The sequence below is a fragment of the Ensifer sp. R-19 genome, from assembly GCF_049905105.1.
GTDB lineage: Bacteria > Pseudomonadota > Alphaproteobacteria > Rhizobiales > Rhizobiaceae > Ensifer.
On the sequence record NZ_CP184569.1, the window covers coordinates 2,912,429 to 2,937,869 of the forward strand.

General features: G+C 62.7%; 28 protein-coding genes. 13 read left to right on the forward strand and 15 right to left on the reverse strand.

Annotated elements, in window-relative coordinates:
* Window positions 1-48: 48 nt before the first annotated feature.
* Window positions 49-813, reverse strand: a complete 765-nt coding sequence (locus tag ACN9MO_RS14235; protein WP_093233941.1) for a class I SAM-dependent methyltransferase — start codon at window positions 811-813, stop codon at window positions 49-51.
* Between the two features lie 81 nt (window positions 814-894).
* Between ACN9MO_RS14235 and gloB the strand changes: the two genes are divergently transcribed.
* A complete protein-coding gene (gene gloB / locus ACN9MO_RS14240; RefSeq protein WP_057254755.1) occupies window positions 895-1,665 on the forward strand; it encodes a hydroxyacylglutathione hydrolase in 771 nt (256 codons plus the stop codon).
* A complete protein-coding gene (locus ACN9MO_RS14245) occupies window positions 1,665-2,102 on the forward strand; it encodes a cupin domain-containing protein (protein WP_058321081.1) in 438 nt (145 codons plus the stop codon). The genes gloB and ACN9MO_RS14245 overlap by 1 nt, the downstream gene beginning before the upstream one ends.
* A 9-nt stretch (window positions 2,103-2,111) precedes the next feature.
* Here the strand turns inward: ACN9MO_RS14245 and ACN9MO_RS14250 are convergent, their stop codons facing one another.
* Window positions 2,112-3,002 carry an aromatic amino acid exporter YddG gene (locus ACN9MO_RS14250; protein ID WP_112997130.1) on the reverse strand — a complete coding sequence of 297 codons (891 nt, stop codon included), beginning with the start codon at window positions 3,000-3,002 and terminating at the stop codon, window positions 2,112-2,114.
* A gap of 96 nt (window positions 3,003-3,098) precedes the next feature.
* On the reverse strand, window positions 3,099-3,875 hold the full coding sequence (locus ACN9MO_RS14255; RefSeq protein ID WP_065375323.1) for a DUF3108 domain-containing protein: 777 nt from the start codon (window positions 3,873-3,875) through the stop codon (window positions 3,099-3,101).
* A gap of 379 nt (window positions 3,876-4,254) precedes the next feature.
* On the opposite strand from ACN9MO_RS14255, the gene rpmB reads away from it, so the two are divergent.
* A complete protein-coding gene (rpmB, locus tag ACN9MO_RS14260) occupies window positions 4,255-4,545 on the forward strand; it encodes a 50S ribosomal protein L28 (RefSeq protein ID WP_034806568.1) in 291 nt (96 codons plus the stop codon).
* 153 nt (window positions 4,546-4,698) lie between these two features.
* Window positions 4,699-5,343, forward strand: coding sequence for a queuosine precursor transporter (locus ACN9MO_RS14265; RefSeq protein ID WP_057254752.1), 645 nt, complete (start codon window positions 4,699-4,701; stop codon window positions 5,341-5,343).
* Between the two features lie 214 nt (window positions 5,344-5,557).
* On the opposite strand, the gene ACN9MO_RS14270 is transcribed toward ACN9MO_RS14265, so the two are convergent.
* The 5 genes from ACN9MO_RS14270 to ACN9MO_RS14290 form a co-directional block, all read right to left on the reverse strand.
* Window positions 5,558-6,562 carry an esterase-like activity of phytase family protein gene (locus tag ACN9MO_RS14270; RefSeq protein WP_113132294.1) on the reverse strand — a complete coding sequence of 335 codons (1,005 nt, stop codon included), beginning with the start codon at window positions 6,560-6,562 and terminating at the stop codon, window positions 5,558-5,560.
* Window positions 6,563-6,764: 202 nt separating this feature from the next.
* A complete protein-coding gene (gene cobT / locus ACN9MO_RS14275; RefSeq protein ID WP_057254750.1) occupies window positions 6,765-8,660 on the reverse strand; it encodes a cobaltochelatase subunit CobT in 1,896 nt (631 codons plus the stop codon).
* Window positions 8,657-9,097 (reverse strand): GNAT family N-acetyltransferase, encoded by a 441-nt coding sequence (locus ACN9MO_RS14280; RefSeq protein ID WP_057254749.1) that lies wholly within the window; start codon window positions 9,095-9,097, stop codon window positions 8,657-8,659. The genes cobT and ACN9MO_RS14280 overlap by 4 nt, the downstream gene beginning before the upstream one ends.
* 3 nt (window positions 9,098-9,100) lie before the next feature.
* Window positions 9,101-10,096, reverse strand: a complete 996-nt coding sequence (gene cobS / locus ACN9MO_RS14285) for a cobaltochelatase subunit CobS (RefSeq protein ID WP_057254839.1) — start codon at window positions 10,094-10,096, stop codon at window positions 9,101-9,103.
* A gap of 74 nt (window positions 10,097-10,170) precedes the next feature.
* The gene (locus ACN9MO_RS14290) at window positions 10,171-10,800 is read right to left on the reverse strand and encodes a J domain-containing protein (protein WP_057254748.1); all 630 of its coding nucleotides are present in this window, start codon (window positions 10,798-10,800) and stop codon (window positions 10,171-10,173) included.
* 148 nt (window positions 10,801-10,948) lie between these two features.
* Between ACN9MO_RS14290 and ACN9MO_RS14295 the strand changes: the two genes are divergently transcribed.
* Window positions 10,949-11,230: a BolA family protein gene (locus ACN9MO_RS14295; RefSeq protein WP_057254747.1), complete on the forward strand. Its 282-nt coding sequence runs from the start codon at window positions 10,949-10,951 to the stop codon at window positions 11,228-11,230.
* A 3-nt stretch (window positions 11,231-11,233) separates the two neighbouring features.
* Here ACN9MO_RS14295 and ACN9MO_RS14300 read toward each other — a convergent pair whose 3' ends face one another.
* The 3 genes from ACN9MO_RS14300 to ACN9MO_RS14310 are packed head-to-tail and all read right to left on the reverse strand — an operon-like array spanning window position 11,234 to window position 14,257.
* On the reverse strand, window positions 11,234-12,544 hold the full coding sequence (locus tag ACN9MO_RS14300) for an HlyC/CorC family transporter (protein ID WP_057254746.1): 1,311 nt from the start codon (window positions 12,542-12,544) through the stop codon (window positions 11,234-11,236).
* A complete protein-coding gene (gene aroB / locus ACN9MO_RS14305) occupies window positions 12,541-13,674 on the reverse strand; it encodes a 3-dehydroquinate synthase (protein ID WP_057254745.1) in 1,134 nt (377 codons plus the stop codon). The genes ACN9MO_RS14300 and aroB overlap by 4 nt, the downstream gene beginning before the upstream one ends.
* A complete protein-coding gene (locus ACN9MO_RS14310; protein ID WP_057254744.1) occupies window positions 13,667-14,257 on the reverse strand; it encodes a shikimate kinase in 591 nt (196 codons plus the stop codon). Before ACN9MO_RS14310 ends, aroB begins: the two co-directional genes overlap by 8 nt.
* Before the next feature lie 235 nt (window positions 14,258-14,492).
* Here ACN9MO_RS14310 and ACN9MO_RS14315 point away from each other — a divergent pair, with 235 nt between their 5' ends.
* From ACN9MO_RS14315 to ACN9MO_RS14335, 5 genes are all read left to right on the forward strand, one after another.
* On the forward strand, window positions 14,493-14,642 hold the full coding sequence (locus tag ACN9MO_RS14315) for a hypothetical protein (RefSeq protein ID WP_093233937.1): 150 nt from the start codon (window positions 14,493-14,495) through the stop codon (window positions 14,640-14,642).
* Window positions 14,639-15,595: a site-specific tyrosine recombinase XerD gene (xerD, locus tag ACN9MO_RS14320; protein ID WP_057254743.1), complete on the forward strand. Its 957-nt coding sequence runs from the start codon at window positions 14,639-14,641 to the stop codon at window positions 15,593-15,595. The genes ACN9MO_RS14315 and xerD overlap by 4 nt, the downstream gene beginning before the upstream one ends.
* 64 nt (window positions 15,596-15,659) lie before the next feature.
* Window positions 15,660-16,613, forward strand: a complete 954-nt coding sequence (locus ACN9MO_RS14325; RefSeq protein ID WP_057254742.1) for an acetyl-CoA carboxylase carboxyltransferase subunit alpha — start codon at window positions 15,660-15,662, stop codon at window positions 16,611-16,613.
* 267 nt (window positions 16,614-16,880) lie between these two features.
* A complete protein-coding gene (locus ACN9MO_RS14330) occupies window positions 16,881-18,320 on the forward strand; it encodes a L,D-transpeptidase family protein (protein WP_057254741.1) in 1,440 nt (479 codons plus the stop codon).
* A complete protein-coding gene (locus tag ACN9MO_RS14335) occupies window positions 18,320-18,556 on the forward strand; it encodes a sulfurtransferase TusA family protein (protein ID WP_057254740.1) in 237 nt (78 codons plus the stop codon). The genes ACN9MO_RS14330 and ACN9MO_RS14335 overlap by 1 nt, the downstream gene beginning before the upstream one ends.
* Window positions 18,557-18,601: 45 nt before the next feature.
* Here the strand turns inward: ACN9MO_RS14335 and ACN9MO_RS14340 are convergent, their stop codons facing one another.
* Together ACN9MO_RS14340 and ACN9MO_RS14345 are read right to left on the reverse strand one after the other, a co-directional pair.
* Window positions 18,602-19,753 carry a CobW family GTP-binding protein gene (locus tag ACN9MO_RS14340; protein ID WP_057254739.1) on the reverse strand — a complete coding sequence of 384 codons (1,152 nt, stop codon included), beginning with the start codon at window positions 19,751-19,753 and terminating at the stop codon, window positions 18,602-18,604.
* Between the two features lie 12 nt (window positions 19,754-19,765).
* On the reverse strand, window positions 19,766-20,851 hold the full coding sequence (locus ACN9MO_RS14345) for a D-alanyl-D-alanine carboxypeptidase family protein (RefSeq protein WP_057254738.1): 1,086 nt from the start codon (window positions 20,849-20,851) through the stop codon (window positions 19,766-19,768).
* Between the two features lie 177 nt (window positions 20,852-21,028).
* Between ACN9MO_RS14345 and ACN9MO_RS14350 the strand changes: the two genes are divergently transcribed.
* Both ACN9MO_RS14350 and ACN9MO_RS14355 read left to right on the forward strand, forming a co-directional pair.
* Window positions 21,029-22,192, forward strand: coding sequence for a M20 aminoacylase family protein (locus ACN9MO_RS14350; protein WP_057254737.1), 1,164 nt, complete (start codon window positions 21,029-21,031; stop codon window positions 22,190-22,192).
* Window positions 22,193-22,211: 19 nt separating this feature from the next.
* Entirely contained in the window at window positions 22,212-22,676 is a 465-nt protein-coding gene (locus ACN9MO_RS14355; RefSeq protein WP_057254736.1) for an Lrp/AsnC ligand binding domain-containing protein, read from the forward strand.
* Window positions 22,677-22,735: 59 nt separating this feature from the next.
* On the opposite strand, the gene ACN9MO_RS14360 is transcribed toward ACN9MO_RS14355, so the two are convergent.
* Window positions 22,736-23,788 carry an NAD(P)-dependent alcohol dehydrogenase gene (locus ACN9MO_RS14360; RefSeq protein WP_057254735.1) on the reverse strand — a complete coding sequence of 351 codons (1,053 nt, stop codon included), beginning with the start codon at window positions 23,786-23,788 and terminating at the stop codon, window positions 22,736-22,738.
* A gap of 218 nt (window positions 23,789-24,006) precedes the next feature.
* On the opposite strand from ACN9MO_RS14360, the gene ACN9MO_RS14365 reads away from it, so the two are divergent.
* Window positions 24,007-24,945 carry an AraC family transcriptional regulator gene (locus tag ACN9MO_RS14365; RefSeq protein WP_057254734.1) on the forward strand — a complete coding sequence of 313 codons (939 nt, stop codon included), beginning with the start codon at window positions 24,007-24,009 and terminating at the stop codon, window positions 24,943-24,945.
* 10 nt (window positions 24,946-24,955) lie between these two features.
* Here ACN9MO_RS14365 and ACN9MO_RS14370 read toward each other — a convergent pair whose 3' ends face one another.
* Window positions 24,956-25,438, reverse strand: coding sequence for an Lrp/AsnC family transcriptional regulator (locus ACN9MO_RS14370; protein WP_057254733.1), 483 nt, complete (start codon window positions 25,436-25,438; stop codon window positions 24,956-24,958).
* Window positions 25,439-25,441: the final 3 nt, after the last annotated feature.

Genomic DNA, 25,441 nt, shown 5'->3' on the forward strand with positions numbered 1-25,441 from the left:
GCGGCGCAAGCGGCTTTTGTCGAGGGTCCGCCGCGGTTCCCAGGCAGGTTAGCGGGTGGGACGCGGCCTCTCGCGCGTGCTCGGCACGCCCTGCGGCGCCAGCACCGGCACGAAGACGCGGCGCGATGCGCGTGCGGCGACCGGCAGCCCCTGGTAAAGCCGCTTCTGCGCCTCGACGACGATGACGCCGGAGAAGACCGGCCAGAGCGAACGGCCGAGCCGCTCGAAGCCCCGACGCAGCCGCAGGATCGCCCTGAGTTTCGACGGCGGGAAGAAGAGCGCATCCGCCGTGGCACCTGGCGTGAAGTTGGTCTCGCGCAGCAGCGCCGTCAGCTGCCCACGCGAATAGGGTCGCCCGGAACCGAAGGGCGTGTGTTCCATGCGCGCCCAGACGCCGCGCCGGTTGGGCACGACGATGATAAGGCGACCGCCTGGCGCCAGCACCCGCCAGATCTCCTTCATGGTCTCCCGCGGGCTTTCGGCGAATTCCAGCGAATGCACCATCAGCACCCGGTCGATCGAGGCGTCGGGCAGCGGCAACTCCTCATCGAACACCAGCGCCGTCGAGGAGAGCTCGGCAACCGGCCAGTTCACCGCCCCCTGCCCCGCCGGCATGAAGGCGAAGGTGCGCTCCGTGTCCTTGCGGAACCGTTCGAGATAGGGAACGGCATAGCCGAGGCCGACCAGCCGCTCGTCCGGGAGCCGCGCCCAGACGGACGAAAGCGCCATGGTGACGGATTGCTCCGCCATCCGGCCGAGCTCGGAGTGATAGAATTCTCGCAGGTCGACGATATCGGTGTGCATTCGCAACATGTTAGCTTCGAAGCGGTAGACTTCAAGGTAAGGCTCGCTACATTCGGCAGCATTCCCTCTCTTCTGACCGGAGGACGTGCCATGGCCGCGCTCGAACTCGACCTCTTCCTCTGCCGCACCGATAATTTCGGCGTGCTGATCCACGATCCCGAAAGCGGCCTGACCGCCTCTATCGACGCGCCGGAAGAGGCGCCCATCCTGGAAGCGCTGGAGCGGCGCGGCTGGAGGCTTACCCACATCCTGACGACCCATCATCACGGCGATCACGTGGCGGCAAATGACGCCCTGAAGGAACGCTTCGGCGTCACGATCATCGGGCCTTTCGGGGAAGCCTCGAAAATTCCGGGGCTCGACAAGGCCGTGCGCCATGGTGAGCGCTTCGATTTTGCCGGTCGTTCCGTCGAGGTGATCGAGACCCCGGGCCACACGGCCGGTCACATCTGCTTCCACTTCCCGCAGGACAGGCTGCTGTTTGCCGCCGACACCCTGTTTGCGCTGGGCTGCGGTCGTCTGTTCGAGGGGACGGCAGCGACCATGTGGCAGTCTCTCAGCCGGCTGATGGCGTTGCCGGATGACACGACGGTCTATTTCGGCCACGAATACACGCTGTCCAACGCCCGCTTCGCGGTCACGGTCGACCCCGAGAATGCCGAGCTCAAGGCGCGCGCCGCCGAGATCGAGGAGACGCGCTGCGACGGCGGCTTCACCGCACCGACGACGATCGGCCTGGAGAAGCGCACGAACCCGTTCCTGCGCGCCACCGACCCGGGCATCCGCGCCCATCTTGGAATGCAGAACGCCGACGATGCCACGGTCTTTGCCGAAATCCGCAAGCGGAAGGATAATTTCTAGTGGCTGAGACGCAATCGGCGGCGGAGATCATCAAGGCACTCGGTTTGGCGCGCCATCCGGAGGGCGGCTGGTACTTCGAGACCTTCCGCGATACGGCTGGTGGCCCACGCGGGCATTCGACGGCAATCTATTATCTGTTGGAGCGCGGCGAGCGCTCGCACTGGCACCGTGTCCGCGACGCGGTCGAGATTTGGCACTATCACGCCGGTGCGCCGCTCGAACTCAGCATCGCCGAAGATGGAAAATCCGCCGAGACGCTGCGGCTCGGGTCCGACATTCTGAGCGGAGAACGACCGCAGGGCGTGGTCCCGGCCGATTGGTGGCAGTCCGCCGCCTCGCTTGGCGAATGGACGCTGGTCGGCTGCACCGTCGCGCCAGCATTTGATTTCGCCGCCTTCGAAATGGCGGCCCCCGACTGGCAGCCGCCCAAGCGATAACAAGCCCGGTTATTCCGCCGGCTGGGCCACCGTCGCACGATTGCGGAAGATCATGTCCTTTGCAGCAAGCACTGCGCCGCCGGTCACGAACAGGCAGGCGAGCGCGATGCGCCAGGACGGCTCGGCAAAACCGAACAGGATCAGGATCAGCGTCGAAAGCACCGGCGCCGCATAACTCGCGACGCCGAGAAGCTGGATATTGCCGTTCTTCACCCCAAAGTCCCAGGCATAGAACGCCGCTCCGACCGGCAGCAGCCCGAGGCCGACGACCGCCAGCCACTCGAAGGTCGTCGCCGGCCAGACGGTCGTTTCGAGCGCCAGATGGCAGACGAAAGACAGGATCGAGGTCGCAAGACAAAATCCTGTCACGACATCCGTCGAGACCGCTTCGAAGCGGCGGGTGATGAGCGAATAGCCCGACCAAGTGAAGGCGCAGAGAAAGGCGGCGCCGTAGCCAAGCAGATAGGCATCGTCGAAGGCAACGCCATTGCGCGCCACGATCAGGATCGTGCCGACGAGGCCGGCGAGTGCGCCGGCGAGATGATACCAGCGCAAGCGCTCGCCCGGCAGCAGCGCCGAGCCGACGACGATCAGCAGCGGCCAGAGATAGGCGATCAACCCGGCTTCCACTGCCGGGGCGTTGCGCAGGGCCGTGAAATAGAGAAAATGATAGCCGAACAAACCGGCGATACCCGTGATCCAGACCTTGGCGGGTTGCTTGAGCAGCGCCAGGCGCTCAGGCCTCATCCCCAGCACCCCCAGGCCGGGCAGGCTGCCGATCAGGAAGCAGATCGCCGAAAGCTGGAACGGAGGCATCTTGCCGGATGCTGCCGTGAACAGCGCGAGCAGCGACCACATCAGAATGGCGGAAAAACCGATCAGCGTTGCCTTGAATTTCATAGTCGTCCCCTCGCGCGATTTCTCTCACGGAAACCTGCGCCGATAAAATCTTCGTGCTTCGTGGTATTTAACCTTTTAGTTGCACACGACCGCGCGTCAACCACCAAATCGTGTCGCCGAGACCGTGACCGGTCCGAGCTTGGTGGGGATGCGGACATAGACGGGGGCGTAGACGTTCACGTTGGGCGCCTTGGCAAACCAGATTTCCATCGTCTGCAGACGACGCAGATACTCGACATCCTCGCGGCCCTTCTTGTAGCCGGCCTTCGGCACGAAACGGATACCGCAGACGATCACCTCCCCTTCAAAGCCCTTGGTCTTGAAAGGCTTGGTCCCCTTCGGTGAGAGCTTGATGTCGAGCCGCGACTCGCCGTCGAAGATCGGCAGCGTGTTGGGGCACACGCGCGCATCCGCGGGAATGATCAGACCGGAAAGCGGGTCGAGCACGTTGCGCATGTCGCGTGAGGTGACGGGCACCCAGTTCTTCGGCAAGGGCGTCCGCTTCGGCGTCATGCTGGCTTGCACCACATTGCCGTTGCGATAGGTGACGTTGATCGCCCTGCTCTTCGATCCACTGCGATAGGACATCGAATAGTGCGAGGCGCGCAGGTAATCCCTGCCGATCACACCCGAAACCTGCGTCTGGCCCGAGGTCCGGCTCAGGATGTCGAGCAGCCCGGCCGACTTGAGCGTCCCTGAGATCGTATAATGATTCTTTTCCAGTTCCGTGTGGAACGAAGCCCGCGCAACTGGCAAACCGGCGAGCGAGATGCTGTAATCCGTCAGATGTTCGACATCGGCGGCCGACGATGCTGTGGAAAACGAGACCGCGGACAGCAGCGCCGCCACGCGAAAGCCATTTCGCAACTTCATGCCCTTAAAAATCCATCGCTCGAATATCGCCGCAATACCCTGAAATGCAGGCTCTTTGCGGCTTTTCTACGCCCAGTACGCTGCAGCCGGCCGTCGGGCCGGCCCCGTGGCCGCCACCCGTCCTCATGCAAGAAATAACGCATAGCAAAACCGCTTGGAATGGGTCTCGCAAGGCATTATTCTTGCGAGAACTACGCCTCACATCTGAAGAACGGACGGGAAAAACCGCGGGTTTTCCGAGAATGCAAGAGGTTTGGCTTGACGGGCGGGCCGTCTCTGACTATAGAACCGCGACTTTCCAATAATGGCCTAGGAACGCGGCCTGGGCTCTGGGCCCGCTACCGCATTGTCCGGCGGCGATAAAGAGAATAGGTGTACCATGTCCCGTAGTTGCGAATTGACCGGCAAGGGCGTCCAGTCGGGCAACAATGTAAGCCACGCCAACAACAAGACCAAGCGCCGGTTCCTGCCGAACCTGTGCAACGTCACGCTGATTTCCGATGCTCTCGGCCAGCGCTACCGTCTGCGCGTTTCCGCTGCAGCTCTCCGCTCGGTTGAACACCGTGGCGGCCTCGACGCCTTCCTGCTGAAGTCGGACGAGAACGAGCTGAGCATGCGCGCTCGCCTGCTGCGCCGCCAGATCGTCAAGAAGGTTGCTGAAGCCGCCTAATCGGCGCCAGCGTCCTGTCTTTGACACGCGTTTAAAAGGCTTGCGGGTTCATCCAGCAAGCCTTTTTCTCGTGCGCGTGTTTCTGCCTTCATCGGCCGGATGCTCGATCCGGCTTTCATCCCTCTAGCTGGTGGCATCTCCCAGGATAAAAAAATGCTGATCAACCGCACTTTCTTCGTCTATATCGCGCTCATGACCCTCGTGGTCGTGGCTTCGAACATCCTCGTACAGTACCCGCTGCCGGGCTCGATTGCCGGCATGCAGCTTGGCGATCTTCTCACCTGGGGCGCCTTCAGCTATCCCTTCGCTTTCCTGGTGACGGATCTCACCAACCGACAGTTCGGGCCGCGCATCGCGCGCCGCGTGGTGGTCGCAGGCTTCATCGTCGCCATCCTGCTCTCCTTCGTCGCCGCCACGCCGCGGATCGCGATTGCCTCGGGCTCTGCCTTCCTGTTTGGCCAGCTTCTCGACATCTCGGTGTTCAACCGCCTGCGCCGTCAGAGCTGGTGGCATGCGCCGCTCGCAGGTTCCCTGATCGGCTCGGCGCTCGACACCGCGATGTTCTTCTCCTTCGCCTTTGCCCCGTTCTTCGTGTTCTTCGGACCGAACGACAGCTTCGCGCTGGAAACCGCGCCCCTGCTCGGCGTGCTCACGGCCGAAGCACCGCGCTGGATCTCCTGGGCGATCGGTGACTTGAGCGTCAAGATCCTCTGCGGCCTCGTCATGCTGCTGCCCTATGGCGCGCTGATGAGCGTCGTCAAGCCGATGCCGGCAGCGGAAGCCAAGGCATCCGCCTAGAGCAGTTCCAGGAAAAGTGTGAAACGGTTTTCCGTCTGGAATTGCGTAATTTCAAAGACTTAGATCATTTCAGTGTTTCGATTAAACAATGAAATGATCTAAACATGGCCTACCGAAAAGGATCGAGCCGATGATTGCGGTCAAACGGCCGCAACCATCGGCTCTGTCGTTTCAGAGCTTGGATCACTCGCCCCTTGGGCGAAACAAGCATTGCCTACTGCGTCACCGCGGTCGTGAGGCGGAACTCCAGCATCAGATTGCGCTCGAGGATGGAGTGGTTGTCATCCGAAACGACGATGACACGAACTTCGCCGTCCGGCCGTACGACGACGTCGAGCCCTTCCATATTGTCGATCTGGTGGCGCATGTCGGCTTCGAAGATGACGTCGCCATCGACCACGGCGCCGGGCTTGATCGTGTCGCCGGCAATACGCCGGATCTGCATACCGAGGCCCGAACCGAACGAGAAGCGCCGCTCCAGGAGCAGCAGGTCGCCGTTCGGCAGGAACGCGCCGTCGGTTACCGCATAGGGATCCTTGCGCACGACGGCAAACGCGCCACGCTGCGGCCCGTCGAGAATGCCCGCCAGCAGGTTATCCGCCCTGTCGACGCTGCGCTCCGCAACGGCGATCGTCGCGCCAGCCAGGGGGCCGTCCTTTGACGCCACTGCGATGGTCTCGATGCCGCCATTGTTGCGCAATTCCTTGATCGGGAACGGCAACGCCAGGCTCCCGATCGGCGTCGATGCAGCAAAGCCCGGGTCCGGGTAGATGTCGATGCGGTGTGCCTGCTCGTAGCTGACGACCACCTGCCCCGACCGCAGCGCCAATCCTTCCGAATCCACCTTCCACTTCGCCAGCCCGACGTCGCCGTTGCGGTCGGCCATCGGCGTGGCGGTAAGGTCCGTAAGACCGGAAAGCCGGCCGTCCGCATCACGGGTCACGGCGCCTTCGAGCCAGTGTCCGGTGTCCATGATCGCGATGAAGGAAGTGCCATCCGGTCGAAAACGGATTGCCGACACGGCGCCGAACAGGGAATTCGCAGAGGTCATTTCCAGTCCGCCAACGAACTCCAGCGCGCCGAACCGGGTGGCGCTCGATCCAACCGCGAAACTGCTGATCTGACGACTGCGGATCGGCAGAGTTTCGCCGCTCGAGGCGGCCCATGCCGAGCCGGTCGACGCGAAAAGCAGGAGGGCTAGAAGTCCGCGACCGAGCATGGGGAAGTACCTTCAGGGGAAGAACATCAGGAATGAAACGGAGTACGACGACGAGAGACACCTGCCACGGCGCACTGAGATCATCGCTGCAGCTTGGTAGACTGTAAAATTTTGTCCGTAAATTGACTTCGGCTCAAGGCCGGAACGGGCTGTCGCCGATTGGCGTTCGGAAGCGGCAAACACCACCTCCGAACGAAACAAATTATCCGGCGCGACGAAGACGCGAGGAACCGCGGCGCTTGCTTTCATCCTCGAAGAGCGCGGCCAGCTGCTCGGTCATCGCACCGGCAAGCTCGTCGGCGTCGACAATGGTCACGGCACGACGGTAGTAGCGCGTCACGTCGTGACCGATACCGATCGCCAGAAGCTCGACAGGCGAGCGCGTTTCGATCTGCTCGATGACCGCGCGCAGATGCCGTTCCAGATAGTTTCCGGGATTGACCGACAGCGTCGAATCGTCGACCGGCGCACCGTCGGAGATCATCATCAGGATGCGGCGCTGCTCGCGCCGTGCCATCAGTCGCTCGTGCGCCCACATCAGCGCCTCGCCGTCGATGTTTTCTTTCAGCAGGCCTTCGCGCATCATCAGGCCGAGATTGCGGCGCGCCCGGCGCCAGGGCGCATCGGCGGACTTGTAGATGATGTGGCGCAGATCGTTGAGCCGGCCCGGCGCCTGCGGCTTGCCGCCGGCAAGCCACTTTTCGCGCGACTGTCCGCCCTTCCACGCCTTGGTGGTGAAGCCGAGGATCTCGACCTTGACGCCGCAGCGTTCCAGCGTGCGCGCCAGGATGTCAGCGCAAGTGGCGGCAACGGTGATCGGGCGGCCACGCATCGAGCCGGAGTTGTCGATCAGCAGCGTCACTACCGTGTCGCGGAAGTTGGTGTCCTTCTCTCGCTTGAAGGAAAGCGGCTGCATCGGGTCGATGATGATGCGCTGCAGGCGCGCCGTGTCGAGGTAACCCTCTTCGAGGTCGAATTCCCAGGAGCGGTTCTGCTGCGCCATCAGGCGGCGCTGCAGGCGGTTGGCAAGGCGACCCACAGCACCCTGGAGATGGGAAAGCTGCTTGTCGAGGAAGGCGCGCAACCGGTCGAGCTCGGCCTCGTCGCACAGCTCTTCCGAAGCGATCGTCTCATCGAACTCGCGGGTGAAGACGGCGTAGTCGACCTTCTCGTTGAAGTCGGCAAAGGGCTGGTTCGGGCGCTTGACCTCGCCCGGCGTCTCGCTGTCCTCGTCGCCCTCGTCCTGAAGATCGTCGTCGGAAATCTCCGCGCCGTCCATCTCGCCTTCTTCCATCTGCTCTTCGGCAGCCTGGTTTTCATCGGCGGGGGCGGCGTCGTCGCCGGCTTCCTCGTCGCTGGCGTTTTCGTCCTGCTCCTGGCTGCGCGGCTGGTCTTCGTCGGTCTCGCTCTCCTGCTCGTCCGGCTCGACGTCGTCGTCGCCATATTTCTCGGCGACCTCCATCGAGGTCAGCATGTCGCGCACGACCCGGGCAAAGGCCTGCTGGTCATTGATCGTCGACGACAGGTTCTGGATGTCGCCCGCAGCCTTGCCTTCGATGAACTCGCGCCAGAGGTCGAGTACCTTACCGGCGGAGGCCGGCGGCTTCTCGCCGGTCAGCTTCTCGCGCACCAGAAGCGCCACGGCTTCGCCGAGCGGCGCGTCGGCCTGCCGCTCGATCGTTGCGAAATTCGCCTTGGCGTATTTCTCTTCGAGCATGACGTTCAGGTTCTTGGCGACGCCCGCCATGCTGAGCGCACCGATCGCCTCGACACGCGCCTGCTCCACCGCGTCGAAAATCGCGCGAGCGTCGGCCCCTTGCGGCGACATCGTCGCGTGGATGCGCGCGTCATGACAGGCCTTGCGCAGCGCCATGCTGTCACCCAGCCCGCGGGTGACGCTGAGTTCCTGCAGCGTCGGGCGCTTGGAAAGCTCGGGCAGACGAATGCGCTCGCCGGTCATGCCCGGCCGCTCATTGGCGAAGGCGACTTCCACCTCGGCATCGCCCGCGATCGATCGGATGCAGCCGGAAAGCGCCCGCTTGAACGGTTCGGCAGCATTCTCGCGCGTGGTTGGCTTTGCCTTCGAGTTCGAGCTCACGAGAGTTCCTTCTTCAGCCAGATGCGGTGAAATCCCGGCGGGAAATCATCGAGTTTGCCATAAACGTCATAACCCAGCTTCTGATAGAAGCCGTCGCCCTGGAAACTGAATGTGTCGACATAGATGTAGCGGGCGCCGCGGCTTGCGGCGACCGCTTCGACACGCGCAACGAGCTCACGCCCGCTGCCCGACCCTCTCAGCGCCTCGTCTACCCAGAGCAGTTCGATGAAGCACCAGTTCCACGCCGTGTAGGCGACGATGCCGCCTACGATCTCGTCGCCGTCGTTGCGCACCGAAATGGCGAAGCGCTTGTATTTGGCGCTTCCCGCCTTTTCGAGGTTGAAGGCCTTGAGGCCCTTGAAGACCGCGTTGGCGGTCTTCGCGACGCTCTTCTCCTCAACGAAGCGAAGCGCCCGTGCGCCCTCCGCCTCCGCCATGGCTCAGGCGGTGGCTTCCAGCACGATGTTGGCAGCGCTTTCCTTGAGCTCGATCCCGAAGGCGCGCTGGTAGTGCTCGGCGACCAGCGCCCGCTCCAGCTCGTCGCACTTGTTGAGGAAGGTCACGCGGAAGGCAAAGGCGATGTCGCCGAAGATATAGGCGTTCTCGGCCCAGGTGATGACCGTACGCGGGCTCATGACGGTCGACAGGTCGCCGTTGATGAAGGCTGCGCGCGTGAGGTCGGCAACACGCACCATCTTGGAAACGGTCTCGCGGCCCTTGTCGGCGGTGAAGCCCTTCACCTTGGCGGCGACGATGTCGACTTCCTTGTCATGCGCCAGGTAGTTCAGCGTCGTGACGATCGACCAACGGTCCATCTGCGCCTGGTTGATCTGCTGCGTGCCGTGGTAGAGTCCGGTGGTGTCGCCGAGGCCGATGGTGTTGGCGGTCGCAAACAGGCGGAAGGCCGGGTGGGGACGGATGACGCGGCTCTGGTCGAGCAGCGTCAGGCGGCCGGAGGATTCGAGAACCCGCTGGATGACGAACATGACGTCCGGACGGCCGGCATCGTATTCGTCGAAGACGAGCGCGACATTGTGCTGGTAGGCCCAGGGCAGGATGCCGTCCTTGAACTCGGTGACCTGCAGGCCGTCCTTGACGACGATCGCGTCCTTGCCGACGAGATCGATACGGCTGACATGGCTATCGAGGTTGACGCGCACGCACGGCCAGTTGAGGCGGGCAGCGACCTGCTCGATATGGGTGGACTTACCGGTACCGTGATAGCCCGAGACCATCACGCGTCGGTTGTGGGCGAAGCCTGCGAGAATAGCGAGCGTGGTTTCGCGATCGAAGAGGTAATCCGGGTCGAGGTCCGGCACATAGGCGTCGCCCTTCGAATAGGCAGGAACGCGCAAATCCGTATCAATGCCGAAAACCTCCCGGACCGAGATCGTCGTATCGGGGAGGTTGGAAATGTCGAGGTCAATCTTGCTCATCATGTCTCCAGAGCGGCCACCGGACGGCACCCGCGCATTCGCCTGCAAAAGTGCTTCTGTAATAATCCGCGTTGTTAGCAGAAACCAGCCTGTTTTAACAATTGGTAGGCTTGAATAACCGCGCGAAAACGCTCTTCGGATCCCCTATCTCCGCCATTGGCATCGGGGTGATGCTTCTTGACGAGATCCTTGTAGGCAGCCTTGATATCGGCAGCAGTGGCCGAGGCCCCGAGGCCGAGTGTTTCGAACGCCTTTGCCTCGAGCGTCTTCAACTTGCGCTGGCGCGGCTCCGGGCGACGGGCGCGCGCTTCGCTGACGAAACCGAAGGGGTCGCGCATCCGGGCCTGGGCGCCGGCCGAGCCCGACCGCGTCTGCGACTGCGTCGGACCGTTCTTGGCATTCTTGTTGACGCCGACGGTCCAGGTCGGCCGGTGGCCGGTCACCGCTTCCTTCTGGTAGCGGGCGACCTCGCTGTCGGAAAGGCCGGAGAAGTAATTGTAGCCCTTGTTGTATTCCTTCACATGTTCGAAGCAGAACATGAAGTACTGGCCCTCGGCATTGCGGCCGACGGGCGCTTTATGCACGCCCTTCTGATCGCAGCCGTCCCACTGACAGACGGGCGCAGCCGGCTCCGCCCGGGGCTCAACCTTGCGCCGGGTGCGAATGCGATCGAAGTATTTTGAATCGAGTCTCATGGTGCTCATTATGGGGCTTGGCTGGGGCCACAACAAGAATTGACAAAACGGAATGTTGCTGGCTTTGTGCGGGCATTTTGCGCCGCCAAGCCAGCGATTACCGGGTACTGCAGATCCGCGAGGGGGCGTCAAGCAACCAAGGAAATGGGACGGAAGAATGTCGCTCACGGACACGATCGAAAAGAAGCTGATCGAGGCCTTCCATCCTGAGAGATTGGCGGTCATCAACGAGAGCCACATGCATGCCGGTCATCAGCCGGGTTTCGATGGCGGCGGCGAAACCCACCTGCGGGTGCGCATCGTTTCCAGCGCCTTTACTGGCATGAGCCGCGTCGCCCGTCACCGCGCCATCAATGATCTCCTGAAACCGGAACTCGATGCCGGCCTGCACGCGCTTGCCGTAGAGCCCGCGGCTCCCGGCGAAGCGACCCGCTGGTAGCAATCAAGACGTCGGAGCGGCACCGTCTTCCGCCGGGCGGATGCGCAGCTTGGTGATCCGGTTCTTCACCCGTTTCATCACGATGAAGCGCTTGCCGTGGAAGGTGAAGGCCTGGCGCTCCTCCGGGATGCTCTTGGATTCGTGGATGACGAGCCCCGCCACCGTCGTCGCTTCTTCGTCCGGCAGCGACCAGTCGAGCGCGCGATTGAGGTCGCGGATCGGTACCGAGCCGTCAACGACGATCGAACCATCGGCCTCCTGGCGCACACCCTGAATGTCGAGGTCGTGCTCGTCGGCAATATCGCCGACAATCTCCTCCAGGATGTCTTCCAGCGTCACCAGGCCCTGAACCTGGCCGTATTCGTCAACGACGATCGCCAGATGCAGCTTGCGGCGCAGGAAAGCGTTGAGCTGGTCCTTGAGGTTGGTGGTGTCCGGCACGAACCAGGGCTTCTGCGCGATCTTGACGATATCGAGGTTCTCCGGCTCGACATTGGGCTCCGCTAACGCCCGCAACAGATCCTTGGAGTGCACGAGGCCGATGATGTTGTCGGTCGAACCGCGCCAGAGCGGCAGTCGCGTGAACGGGCTTTCGAGGATGTCACGAACGCAGGTCTCCGGCGGCTCGTCGGCATTGATCGCCCGCATGGCGGTGCGGTGGATCATGATGTCGGAGACTTCGAGTTCGCCGAGATCGAGCACGCCGCCCAGCCGGTCGCGGTCGGCCTTGATCACCGAACCCTCTCGGTGCAAGAAGTCCACTGCGCCGCGCAGTTCCTCATGCGCCGAAAGCATCGACATATCGGCGGCAAGATTGACGCCGAAGAGATTGAGCAGGCGCCGGACGATGCCGTTGACGAGGCTGGAGACCGGCCCGACGACCGCGACGAAGGGGCGGACGAGCGGCGCAACGGCAATCGCGAAGCGGTCTGGCGAAGCGATCGCCCAGCTCTTCGGCAGCACTTCCGAGAAAATAACGAGCAGCACGGTCATGGCGAGCGTCGCGATGGCGACGCCGGAATCGCCGAAGAGACCGATCAAAAGGCTCGTCGTCAGCGACGACGCGAGAATGTTGACGAGATTGTTGCCGATCAGCAGCGTGCCGATCAGCCGGTCACGGCGTTCGATCAGCCGGTTGACGATGCCGGCACGCTCCTCGCCGTTGTTTTCGAGCGTGTGCATGCGCGAGCGCGAGGCTGCCGTCAGCGCCGTCTCAGAGCCCGAGAAGAACGCCGACAGCACGAGCAGGCAGAGGACCGAGAGGATCGACAGCCAGTATTCCGCCAGAAAAGCAATAAAGGCTTCGCCTGTCATTGCGGATGTTTTTCCCTCAGGAAGCTTAGGACCTCCGATGCCGGAACGTCATCGGCGACAAAGGATTGTCCGACGCCGCGCGTCAGGATGAAAGTGAGCTTGCCGCCCTTGACCTTCTTGTCCTGGGCGATCGCGTCCATCAGCCTCTCGGCCGGAGGCAAGGTGCCCGGGATTTCCGACATGCGGGTCGGCAAGCCCACAGTCTTCAGATGCGCCTCGACACGGGACGCATCGTCCGGGCTCGCAAGGTTCATGCGTGCCGAGAACTGATGCGCCAGCACCATGCCGATCGAAACGCCCTCGCCATGCACCAGCCGGGCGCTGTCATACTCGGTCGCAGCCTCCAGCGCGTGGCCGAAGGTATGGCCGAGGTTCAGCAGCGCACGCAAGCCGTTCTCGCGCTCGTCCGCAGCCACGACGTCGGCCTTGGCCTGGCAGCTGATCGCGATCGCCTCGATGCGCGCCGCGCCGCCGGCAAAGACCGCCTGCCAGTTCTTTTCGAGCCAGGCGAAGAAGTCCGGCTTGTCGATCAGCCCATACTTCGCGACCTCGGCATAGCCGGCGCGAAACTCGCGTGGGCTCAGCGTGTCGAGCACGTCGGTATCGGCGAGCACCAGATCCGGTTGATGGAAAACGCCGATCAGGTTCTTGCCGTGGGGGGAATTGATGCCGGTCTTGCCGCCGACGGAGGAATCGACCTGTGCCAAGAGCGAGGTCGGGATCTGGATGAAACGCGAGCCACGGCGCACGATGCCGGCGGCAAAGCCGGTAAGATCGCCGATGACGCCCCCGCCGAGCGCGATCACCGCATCGTTGCGCTCGATCCGGGCGCCAAGCACGGTTTCACAGACCGGGATCAGTTGCTCGAAGCTCTTGGTCTTCTCGCCGGCGGGAAGCACGAGCGACACTGCGTCGATGTCACGCTCCTTCAGGCTCGCCATCAGGGGCTCGAGGTAGCGCGGCGCTACGTTCTCGTCAGTGATCACGGCCATCTTGCGCCCCTTGAGGCGGGCCGCGATCTCCTGGCCGGCGGCGGCAATCAGCCCGGGACCGATCAGGATATCGTAGGAACGGTCGCCGAGGTCGACGCGGACCTTGCGTTCGGCAGCGGGCGCAACATGGCTATTCATGGTTCTTCTTGTCCTGGTATTCGATAACGGCGGTGAGAACGTCCTCCACCATCGTCTCTTTCTTCACATCGCGCGACAGCACCGTCAGGTCGGCTTCCGAATAGATCGGGTAGCGCGCGTTCATCAGGTTTTCGAGCGTCTGCTTGGGATTTTCGGTCTTCAGCAGCGGCCGGGTATCGCGCTTGTTAACCCGCTCCCAGAGCACGTCGAGCTCGGCATTGAGCCAGACCGTCAGGCCGCCCTTCCTGATCTGTCGGCGCGAGCGCTCGTTGATGTAGGCGCCGCCGCCAGTCGAGACCACACGCGGACCACTTCTCAGAAGCCGTTTCAGCACCCGCGTTTCCAGCGCGCGGAACTCCTCCTCGCCGTAACGGGCAAAGAGATCGCTGATCGTCATGCGCGAGACGCGTTCGATCTCGTGGTCGGAATCGACGAAGGGAATTCCGAGCGCCTGGGCGGTCAATCTTCCGATTGCCGACTTGCCGGCGCCCATGAGACCGATGAACACGAGATTGCGTTTACCGAGTACAAGCTTCGCCCGCTCGGCAAGCGTTGCGGAAACCGGTTCGATCACGTCGTTCATTGGACTTCTTATTCCCCATTCCCTTTCGGTATCGACAAATCGGGGTGTAGCGTCAAGTCGTCGCGCGCGTCCGCTCACGGTTCTTGAACTCGGCCGAAGCGGCGTTCATATAGGTCTGGCACCCGCCTTCGTGCCGCGCATTCATCCGAACGCGAGATGACGATGGCCGTTTGAACGCCTGCATGCATAGCCTTTGGTCCGCTTCGACCGAACGCTTCATGCAGAGGAGATTGAAATGCCGACCCTGTTCCGGTTCCTGTTCTTTTGTGCCGTCGCCGCCGGATTAGTCTACGGCACGATGGTCTCTCTCGTCACCTTTGTCGAACCGGTTGAGCGCGACGTGACCGTGAAAATCCCGTCCGAGCGGGTGAACAAGCCCCAATGAGCGACCTCTCTGCCGCCCATGTCGAGGCCTTCCTCGAAATGATGAGTGCCGAGCGCGGCGCTGCGGTCAACACGCTGCAATCTTACGAGCGCGACCTGGAGGATGCTTCCTCGCACCTGCGCACGCTCGGAACCGGGCTGACGGCGGCAACCCCGGACGATCTTCGCACCTACCTCGCCCATCTCTCGGGCCAGGGCTTCAAGCCCTCCTCGCAGGCACGGCGCCTCTCCGCACTCCGGCAGTTCTACAAATTCCTCTACGCCGAGGGTATGCGCGGCGACGATCCGACAGGCATTCTCGACGCCCCGAAGAAGGGGCGCAGCCTGCCGAAGACGCTGAGCGTCGAGGACGTCTCGCGGCTGATCGGGCAGGCCGAGAGCGAGGCCGCATCAGGAGGTCCGGACCACCTTGCGAAGTTGCGCATGCATGCGCTGATTGAGCTTCTGTACGCGACCGGCATGCGCGTCAGCGAGCTGGTCTCCCTGCCGGCAAGCGTGCTGGCGCAGAACGGCCGCTTCCTCGTGATCCGCGGCAAGGGCAACAAGGACCGGCTCGTGCCGCTCTCGCAAGCGGCAATCCGGGCGATGCGGGCCTATGGCGAGGCGCTCGCCGAGGAAATGGCCAGGGAGGAAGCGGGCAACCGCGAGAGCCCGTGGCTCTTCCCCTCCTCCGGCAAGCAGGGCTTCCTGCCGCGCCAGGTTTTTGCGCGCGATCTGAAATCGCTCGCGGCACGCGCTGGCATAAGGGTCGCCACGATCTCGCCGCACGTGCTGCGGCACGCCTTCGCCAGCCACCTGCTCGCCAATGGCGCGGACCTTCGCGCCGTGCAGGAACTGCTCGGCCATTCGGACATTTCAACGACACAAATCTATACACATGTGCTGGAAGAACGGCTGCACAACCTCGTGCAAAACCATCACCCTCTTGCCAAACAGGCGAAAAAACAGGATTAGGACGGCCGGGCACGCTGGTTTCGGCCCGCTGGTCCTTGTCGCAAAATGATCGGAAACGCATCTCATGCACAACTATCTCGATTTCGAAAAGCCCATCTCCGACCTCGAAGGCAAGATTCTCGAACTGAAGAAGCTCGCCGGCGAAGACGAGAGCGTGAACACTTCGGATGAGATCGAACGCCTGGAGACGCGCGTCCGCGACGCGATGATCGAGATCTATTCCAAGCTGACGCCCTGGCAGAAGACCCAGGTCGCCCGTCACCCCTCGCGTCCGCACTTCCTGGATTACGCCGCCGAGCTCTTCACCGAGTTCACGCCGCTTGCGGGCGACCGCAACTATGCCAACGACGATGCCATCCAGGCCGGCCTTGCGCGTTTCCGCGGCATGCCGGTCGCCGTTCTCGGCCAGGAGAAGGGCAACGACACGAAGTCGCGCATCAAGCACAACTTCGGTAGCCCCCGTCCTGAAGGCTACCGCAAGGCGATCCGCGTCATGGAAATGGCCGATCGCTTCGGCCTGCCCCTGATCACGCTGGTCGATACCGCCGGTGCCTATCCGGGCGTCGGCGCAGAAGAACGCGGCCAGGCGGAAGCCATCGCCCGCTCCACTGAGATGTGCCTCAATGTTCGCGTACCGATCGTCACCGTCGTCATCGGCGAAGGCGGCTCCGGCGGCGCCATCGCGATCGCTACCGGCAACCGCGTCTACATGCTGGAGCATGCGATCTACAGCGTCATCTCGCCGGAAGGCGCTGCCTCGATCCTGTGGCGCGATTCCACCCGCGCCAAGGAAGCCGCCAGCAACATGAAGATCACCTCCGAGGACCTGAAGGCACTCGGCGTCATCGACGGCATCATTCAGGAGCCGGTCGGCGGCGCACACCGCGACCCGAACGCGGTCATCGGCCGCACCGGAACCGTGATCGCCGACGCGTTGAAGGAATTGTCCGGACGCAATGGCGACCAGTTGCGCACGGATCGCCGACAGAAGTACCTCAATATCGGCCGCAACCTCTAAGCTGGACCGGGATGCGGGCGGAAATCCCACGCCCTCTATCCGATCTGGTCCTGGTGGTTCGCGATTGCGCAAGCGGATTTCGCAACTGCAAAGCGGAGTATGGCCAAATCTTGGCCATATTCATGAGGTCATGAACAGCGCATCGGCAGGGCCACCCTGCAGGGTTAAGAATTCGTGAAGTATAATCGCTTAGTGATTCTCTGAAGAGCCCACCCGTCGCGGACCTGGGCTTTCCTATTCGAGTTGGGTTTGAACGGGCCTCTGCTGATGCGTTTCAGAAACCTTGTAGCCTCCGCCGCCATCGTCGCCGCGCTTGCCGGCTGCACCAATGAAACGCTGGACACGACGACATCGGTCGACCTCAAGTCCGTCAAGAACAAAACCGAGTACCAGGTCTCCGGACCCATGGTCAAAAAGATGACCGAACTCGGGATGCAGAAGCAGGCCCCGATCTCGCTGCGCATCTTCAAGGAAGAAGGCACGCTCGAGGTCTGGAAGGCCAATACGGCCAATCGCTTCCAGCTGCTGAAAACCTATAAGATCTGCGCCTGGTCCGGCAAATTGGGCCCGAAGGTAAAGGAAGGCGATCGTCAGGCGCCGGAGGGCTTCTATCCGCTCTTCCCGCACCAGATGAACCCCAACTCGAATTATTACCTGGCGATCAACACCGGCTATCCCAACACCTACGACAAGGCGAACGGCCGTCAGGGAACGCACCTGATGATCCACGGCGCCTGCTCGTCGTCGGGCTGCTACTCGATGACCGACGAGCAGATGATCGAGATCTTCGCCCTCGCCCGGGATTCCTTCAAGGGCGGCCAGGAAAGTGTTCAGCTCCAGGCCTTCCCCTTCCGCATGACCGCGGAAAACATGGCGCGCCATCGCAACAACCCGAACATCGATTTCTGGAAGATGCTGAAGGTCGGCTACGACCAGTTCGAGATCACCAAGCGTCCGCCTGAAGTGAACGTCTGCGAGAAGAAGTACGTCTTCAACCAGCAGGCCTCCGGCCCGTTCAATCCGAGCGGCCAGTGCCCGGCCATGTCGACCCCGCCGGCGCTGCAAGTGGCGATGGCAGGCTTCGAGAAGACCTACCAGACCGACTACGACAAGGCCATGAAGAAGTATGACGGCATGGTCTGGTACGAGCCGAGCGAAGCCGAGCGCAAGGCGATCGTCGCCAAGCAGCGCGTCGGCCGCGAACTCGCCTATGCGCCAACCGGCAACTCCTTCGACGCCGGCAAGCTGATGAAGGCCAGCGACCTCGAGAAGAAGCTCGCCGACCAGAAGGAAGCGGAAGAGACCAAGCAGGCCGTCGAGATCCAGAAGAAGGAACTCGAAAAGGCGACCGACGGCGGCAAGCACGTCCCGGTTCCAGCCGCCAACCCCGTACCGCAGCCGGTGATGCAGGCAGCCGTCGAGCAGCCGGCGAAGAAATCCTTCTGGAGCCTGTTCTCGAAGAGCGAGCCGGAGGCAGAAGCACCCGCTCCGGCCGTTCAGACACCCGAACAGCAGGCAGCCGTCGCACCGCAGGCGCAGGAACCGGCGAAGACGACCAAGCAGGCACGCACGACGGCGCCAGCTGCGACTGAGCAGCAGACGGCCGCCGTTGCAACGGCACCTGCCCCCGAGGCGGTGGCGGAAACGCCTGTGCTCACCGAAGAGCCGCCGAAGAAGCGCCCCTTCTGGAAAATCTGGGGCAATTGATGCCGAGTGAGACCAAGATCGTCTACGACCTCAGGGGGCTTAAATGCCCCCTTCCCGTTTTGAAGACGCGCAAGCGCATGTCCTCACTAGCCCCGGGCGCATTGCTGGAGATCGAGACGACCGATCCTCTGGCAGTGATCGATATCCCGCACTTCTGCAACGAAGACGGCCACACGCTCGAAGAGTCCGCTGCTGCCGACGGCGGCCACCGGTTTCTGATCCGCAAGGGCGCCTGAGACGCCGCGACGGGCCGCGGCATCACAATGCTATCTGAATGATGATTAAAACCGCATGCCGGGAACGGAGAGCGGGTTGTCGGAAAGCGCCTGCGCGTCCGGCCGGTCGATGCGCGGCTGGCCGGTGAAGGCGTCGAACAGGTCGCGGACGAAGTCTTCCGTCAATCCCTTGGTGATCAGCACCATGCGGGTGCGCCGGTCGTTCGGGTCCGGCCATGCCGTCAGACGCTCCGGCGTATGGAAGACATTCTGCACGCCATGCAACACCAGCGGCCGGTCCGGTCTGTCGGCCACCGCTACGATTGCCTTCATCCTGAGCAGCTTCTCGCCATGAGCCGAACGCAGGAGGTCGATGAACATATCGAGTGCCATCGGCTCGATCGGCCGGTCGTGCACAATGCTGAACGAGCGGATGTCGCCGCCATGCCGGTTCACATCATGATGATGATCGTGGTCATGGTGGTGATCATGATCGTGATGGTGGTCACCATGATCGTGGTGATGATGGTTGTGGTCGTGATGGGCTTCATCCTGCAGCCAGCGGCCGACATCGGCGATCTTCGAGGATGGATCATAAAGGCCGCAGGCGAAAAGCGCTGAGCGTCCCGCCTCGTCGCTGTCGCCATCGATGAGCGGCGCACGCGGATTGAGCGCCCGGATACGAACCGTCAGCGCGTCGCGCGTGGAAGCATCGGCTAGACCGGTCTTGCTGACGACGATGCGGTCGGCGACCGCGATCTGCTTCAGGGCTTCCTCGTGGTTGGCGATCGTCTGCAGGCCGTTGACGGCATCGACGACGGTGACGACGCCGTCCAGCCGGAAGTTCTGCGCGATGATGGGATTGCCGATCACCGATTGCAGCACCGGCGCGGGGTCGGCAAGGCCGGTCGTTTCGATGACGATGCGCTTCAGCGGCCTGATCTTGCCGGTCTGCATCCGGTCCATGAGATCGGCGAGCGTGTCGACCAGTTCGCCACGCACCGTGCAGCAAAGGCAGCCGTCGGAAAGCTCGATAACCCCGTCGCTGGAGGCCTCCACCAGCAGGTGGTCGATCGAGACGTCGCCGAATTCGTTGATGATGACGGCCGTGTCCGAGAGATCGGGATCCTTCAGCAACCGGTTGAGCAACGTTGTCTTGCCCGCACCGAGAAAGCCGGTGAGGATGGAGACCGGCACCGCCGGCAAGGGACTAGCCATCATGAACTCCGATCAGAAGGTCGGCCGCGGCACGGGGATCGGCACATTGGCGGCATCGCCCTGGCCAGCTTGGTCGGCGACGACTTTCGGCGCCTTCTCACCGCTGCCGGCGATAAGACCGGCGAAGGCGAGATTCAGCGGCCGGTTGATTTCGTGGATATAGGGCGAGAGCAGCTTCTGGCGGCCGCCCTCGTCGCGGCCTTCGCTGCGGACCTTGGCCGCTGCCTTCGAGCAGATCTGCTTGCTGACATCGGCCACCATGTCGCGCGTCTCGCCATAGGGCGGGATCTGCACCAGGGAAGGTTTGCCATTGCCGCTCGTCGTCAGCGCCATCTGCATGAGCCGCGCAGATTCGTCGGCACGCGCGCCGAGGCTATCCTCGCCGAGTACGACAGAGACGACGCTACGCCCGTCACGGGTGGCAGACGAAACCTGGTTGAAACCGGAGGCGCAGATGAAGCCGGTCTTCATGCCATCGGCGCCTTCGAAGCGTCCGATCAGCATGTTGTAGTTCGGATAGTTCTTCTTGCCGGTGGTGAAGCCTTCCAGCGAGAAATAGGAGGCATACTGCGGGAACTCGCGCTTGAGCGTAATCGCCAGCACCGCAAGGTCGCGCGCCGTCGTATACTGGCCCGGACCCGGCAGGCCGTTGGGATTGATGAAGTTGGACGAGGTCATGCCGATGCGGCGCGCCTCGGCGTTCATCCGCTCGATGAAGGCGGGCTCCGAACCGCCGACCGTCTCGGCGATCGCGACTGCGACGTCGTTCGCGGACTTGACCAGCATCATCTTCAGCGCGCTGTCGAGCGTCATCGCCTGCCCGGGCTTGTAGAACATCTTGCTCGGCGGCTCGGAGGCCGCATTCTTGGTCATGATGACCGGGCTCTCGAGCGTGAGCTGCCCCGACTTGATGGCGCGGAAGGCCGTATAGGCCGTCATCAGCTTGGTCAGCGAAGCCGGATACCATTTCTGGAAGATGTCCTGGTGCTCGTAGACCTTCAGCGAATTGACGTCGACGACGAGCCGCGGATTGGCCGCAGCCGGCAGCGCTGCAAGAAGCGTCGCGCAGGTTGCCACCGTCACTCCCAGCGCCTTCATCTTGCCACGCGTGAAAAATCCTGCTGTCACCACAATAGAACCTCGAAATTCCGCTGTTGCCTCGTCTCGTCCGGCTATTTAGCCTATATGGCGAGGAGATGGCAAAGCCCATTTACGGGCACCCCTGCCAATCCACCGCAGATACACAGTGATCGAACAGACCGACAGGACGAACCGATGCCGATACTCAACCGTGCCGCCGAGCTCCAGAACGAAGTCGCCGAATGGCGGCGCCATCTGCACAGGAACCCGGAACTCCTGTTCGCGGTTGAAAATACGGCATCCTTCGTCGAAAAGAAACTCAAGGAGTTCGGCGTTGACGAAGTCGTGACGGGGCTCGGCCGCACCGGCGTCGTCGGCCTGATCCGCGGCAATCTCGGCTCGGGCCGCACCATCGGCCTGCGCGCCGACATGGATGCGCTGCCGATTACCGAGACGAGCGGCAAGCCCTGGGCTTCGCAAACGTCTGGCAAGATGCATGCCTGCGGTCACGACGGCCATACCGCCATGCTTCTCGGCGCGGCCAAATATCTCGCCGAGACCCGCAACTTCGCCGGCAGTGTCGCCGTCATCTTCCAGCCGGCCGAAGAAGGCGGCGGCGGCGGTAACGAGATGGTCAAGGACGGCATGATGGAGCGTTTTGCCATCGAGGAAGTCTATGGCATGCACAACATGCCGGGCATGCCCATTGGCCACTTCGGCAGCCGTGTCGGCCCCATCATGGCTTCGACCGACGAGTTCACCATCACCATCAAGGGCCGCGGCGGCCATGCGGCCCAGCCGCATAAGACGATCGACCCGATCATCGTCGGCACCCAGATTGTCACCGCTCTGCAGACGATCGCCTCGCGCACGGTCGATCCGCTCGCCTCGGTCGTCGTCTCCGTCACAAAGTTCAACGCCGGCTTCGCCCACAATGTCATCCCGGAAGAAGCCGTGCTCGGCGGCACGGTGCGCACTCTCGTGCCCGAGGTACGCGATATCGGCGAGGGCCGCATCCGCACGATCGCCGAAGGAGTGGCGGCCCTATACGGCGCGACCGTCAACGTCGCCTACAATCGCAACTATCCGGTGACCGTGAACCATGCGGAAGAGACCGGCTACGCTTTGAGGGCCGCGGCCGAGATCGCCGGGACAAGCAACGTCAAGCCGTCGCTCGACCCGATGATGGGCGGAGAGGATTTCTCCTACATGCTGATTGCCCGTCCCGGCGCCTTCGTGTTCATGGGTAACGGCGAGACCGCCGGGCTGCATCACCCGGCATACGATTTCAATGACGAGGCGATCCCGCACGGCATCTCCTACTGGGTGAAGCTCGCGGAAACGCGACTTGCCGCCTGAGGCATCGGCGGGAGGCACCATGCATCAGATCGACAAGATTGACCGTAGAATTCTCAACATTCTCCAGGCGGATGGGCGCATCACCAATCTGGAGCTTGCCGATCGCATCGGCCTGTCGCCGACGGCGACCAGCGAGCGGCTGCGCCGGCTGTTGAAGGAAGGCTACGTCTCGGGCTTCGGCGCGCGGCTTGACCCGCACAAGCTCGGCTTCGGCCTGCTGGTTTTCATCGAGGTCATGCTCGACAAGACGACGCCCGACGTCTTCGACCAGTTCGCCGCCGCCGTCAAACAGGCGCCGGCCGTGCTCGAATGTCACATGGTGGCGGGGGGCTTCGACTATCTCGTCAAGACGCGGTTCGAGGACATGGCGGCCTACCGCAACTTCCTCGGCCAGGTGCTCTGGACGCTTCCGGGCGTCAAGGAGACCCGAACTTACGCAGTGATGGAAGAGATCAAGAACGACGGACCGCTGCCGCTCGTTTGAGCCGCAGTCAGAAAAAAGGCCCGGAAACCCCATCGGATTCCGGGCCGTTCCATTTCAGTTTAGGCGGCGTCCTGCAGCGACGCCATGTCGATGACGAAGCGATAGCGCACGTCGCTCTTGACGACGCGTTCATAGGCTTCGTTGATCTGTTGGATCCGGATCGTTTCGATTTCCGAGACTATATTGTGCTCGCCGCAGAAGTCGAGCATCTCCTGGGTTTCCTTGATCGAGCCGATCATCGAACCGGAAATGCTCCGGCGGGCGGGCACCAGCGAGAAGGCGTGTACCGGCACCGCATTCTCAGGAATGCCGACCAGCACGAAATCGCCGTCGACCTTCAGAAGGTTGACGTAGGCATTCCAGTCGATCTCGGCAGCGACGGTGCAGATGATCAGGTCGAATGTGCCTGCCAGTGCCTTGAAGGTCTCCGGATCGTTGGTGGCATAGTAGTGGTCGGCGCCGAGCTTCAGACCGTCTTCCTTCTTGGAAAGCGTCTGGCTGAGAACCGTCACCTCCGCGCCCATGGCGTGCGCCAGCTTGACGCCCATGTGGCCGAGGCCGCCCATGCCGACGATCGCGACCTTCTTGCCGGGACCGGCCTTCCAGTGGCGCAGCGGCGAATAAAGCGTGATGCCGGCGCAAAGCAGCGGTGCTGCGGCGTCGAGCGGCAGGTTCTCCGGGATCGACAGCACATAGCCTTCCTTGACGACGATACTGTCGGAATAGCCGCCCTGGGTCGGCGTCTTACCGTCGGCTTCCACGCCGTTATAGGTCACGATCAGACCGGGCATGTAATGTTCCAGATCCACATCGCGCGTGGCGCAGGTGGTGCAGGAATCGACGAAGCAGCCGACGCCGGCGCGGTCACCGACTTTGAACTTGGTGACCTTGGAGCCAACCGCCGTCACGATGCCGACGATCTCGTGGCCGGGAACCATCGGGAAGGCCGAATTGCCCCATTCGTTGCGGGCCTGGTGGATGTCGGAGTGGCAGACGCCGCAATATTTGATCTCGATCACCACGTCGTCGTCGCGCGGTTCGCGGCGCTCGAAGGTGAAGGGCGTCAGCGGCTTCGACGCATCGGTCGCCGCATATCCTCTTGCAATGGCCATCAGTCTGTCCTCATTTTGGGAAAGGGTGCAGGTCCGGAGGGAACCCGGCCTGACGCACCTCGAACTATGGGGGCGCAGACACGGTGAGCGTTAGAGCGATCCTGCAAAATTCTTGCACGATCCTACAAGATTGACAGTGAGATCCTGGAGATGGCACGTCGATGCCCTACCTGAGCGTTGCCTCACACAATGCTAAGCCGCTGGAAAGACCGCAGATTATGACAGCCACAAGACAGACTGCCCGCCACCAGATGATCGATGTCATTGCCCGGTTTGCCGAGCGGGACGGCGACCACCTGACCGGGATTTCCGGCCTGACCCTGCATCGCCATGGCGGCGACGCTCCGGTCAATTGCTCGGCCTATCGGCCAAGCCTGGCAATCATCGTGCAAGGGGCCAAACGTGTGGTTCTCGGCGACGAGACACTGATCTACGGCGCGTCGGACTATCTGCTGACGTCAATCGACCTGCCCGTTCTCTCCCAGGTCTGCAAGGCCTCCGCAGAAGAACCTTATCTCAGCATGGCCTTCACGCTCGATCCCGGCAAGATCCAGGCGCTGCTTGCGTCCTTGTCGCAATTGCCGCAGCCGGCCGCTTCGGCGCGCGGCATGAGCGTCAGCAAGATCACTGTCGATCTCGAAGACGCGGCCCTGCGCCTGCTGCGCCTGCTCGAACGGCCGGACGATATCCCCGCCCTCTTGCCACTGATCGAACAGGAGATCCTCTACCGGCTTTTGACCGGCCCGCATGGCCACCGCCTGCGGCAGATGGCGACGACCGACAGCCAGCCTCATCAGGTCGGCCGCGCCGTCGCCTGGCTGAAAGAGCACTATTCGCGGCCGCTGCGGATCGACGATCTCGCCAACCGTGTCTCCATGAGCGTGTCGTCGCTGCACCATCATTTTAAGGCGATCACCGCGATGAGCCCGCTGCAATACCAGAAGCAGCTCCGGCTGCAGGAGGCGCGACGGCTGATGCTGGAGGAGCAGCTCGACGCCGGCGACGCCGGCCATCAGGTGGGCTACGAAAGCCAGTCGCAGTTCAGCCGCGAGTATGCCCGCCACTTCGGCGAGCCACCGATGCGCGACATCGGCCGGGTGCGCCGCTCGCTGCTCGAACGGCTGGCTCCGCAGGCGGAGATGTTGAGCGAGGGCTGAGGAGCACGCCTCAACTCCGCTCGATATCCCTTCGCAGCACGATCGACGTCGTCAAATCCTCGACATTGTCCATCGTCGCCACCTCGTTGCGCAACTCGTTGAGCGCATTGATCGAGCCGACCTCGACCTCGACGACGAGATCGAGCTGGCCGCTGACGGATGACACCTTGCGCACCGAGGAAAAGCCGGCGAGCCGGTCGAGCACGCCGATCGACGGCGTGCGCTTCAAAGTCACCAGCAGGAAAGCCTGGATCGTGCCCTCCTCCAATTGCCCGATATCGGCGCGATAGCCGCGAATGACACCGGCCTTTTCAAGCCGGCTGACCCGCTCGGTGGTCGCACTTCTGGAGAGGCCGATGCGGCCCGCCAGCGACTTCATCGGGATGCGCGCCTCTTGCGACAGGATGCTGAGGATCGTGCGGTCGATCGCGTCTATGTCCTGCATCTCTGCTCCTCCGCGGTCCGCCGACAAGATGACGGTTATTATAAACATAGT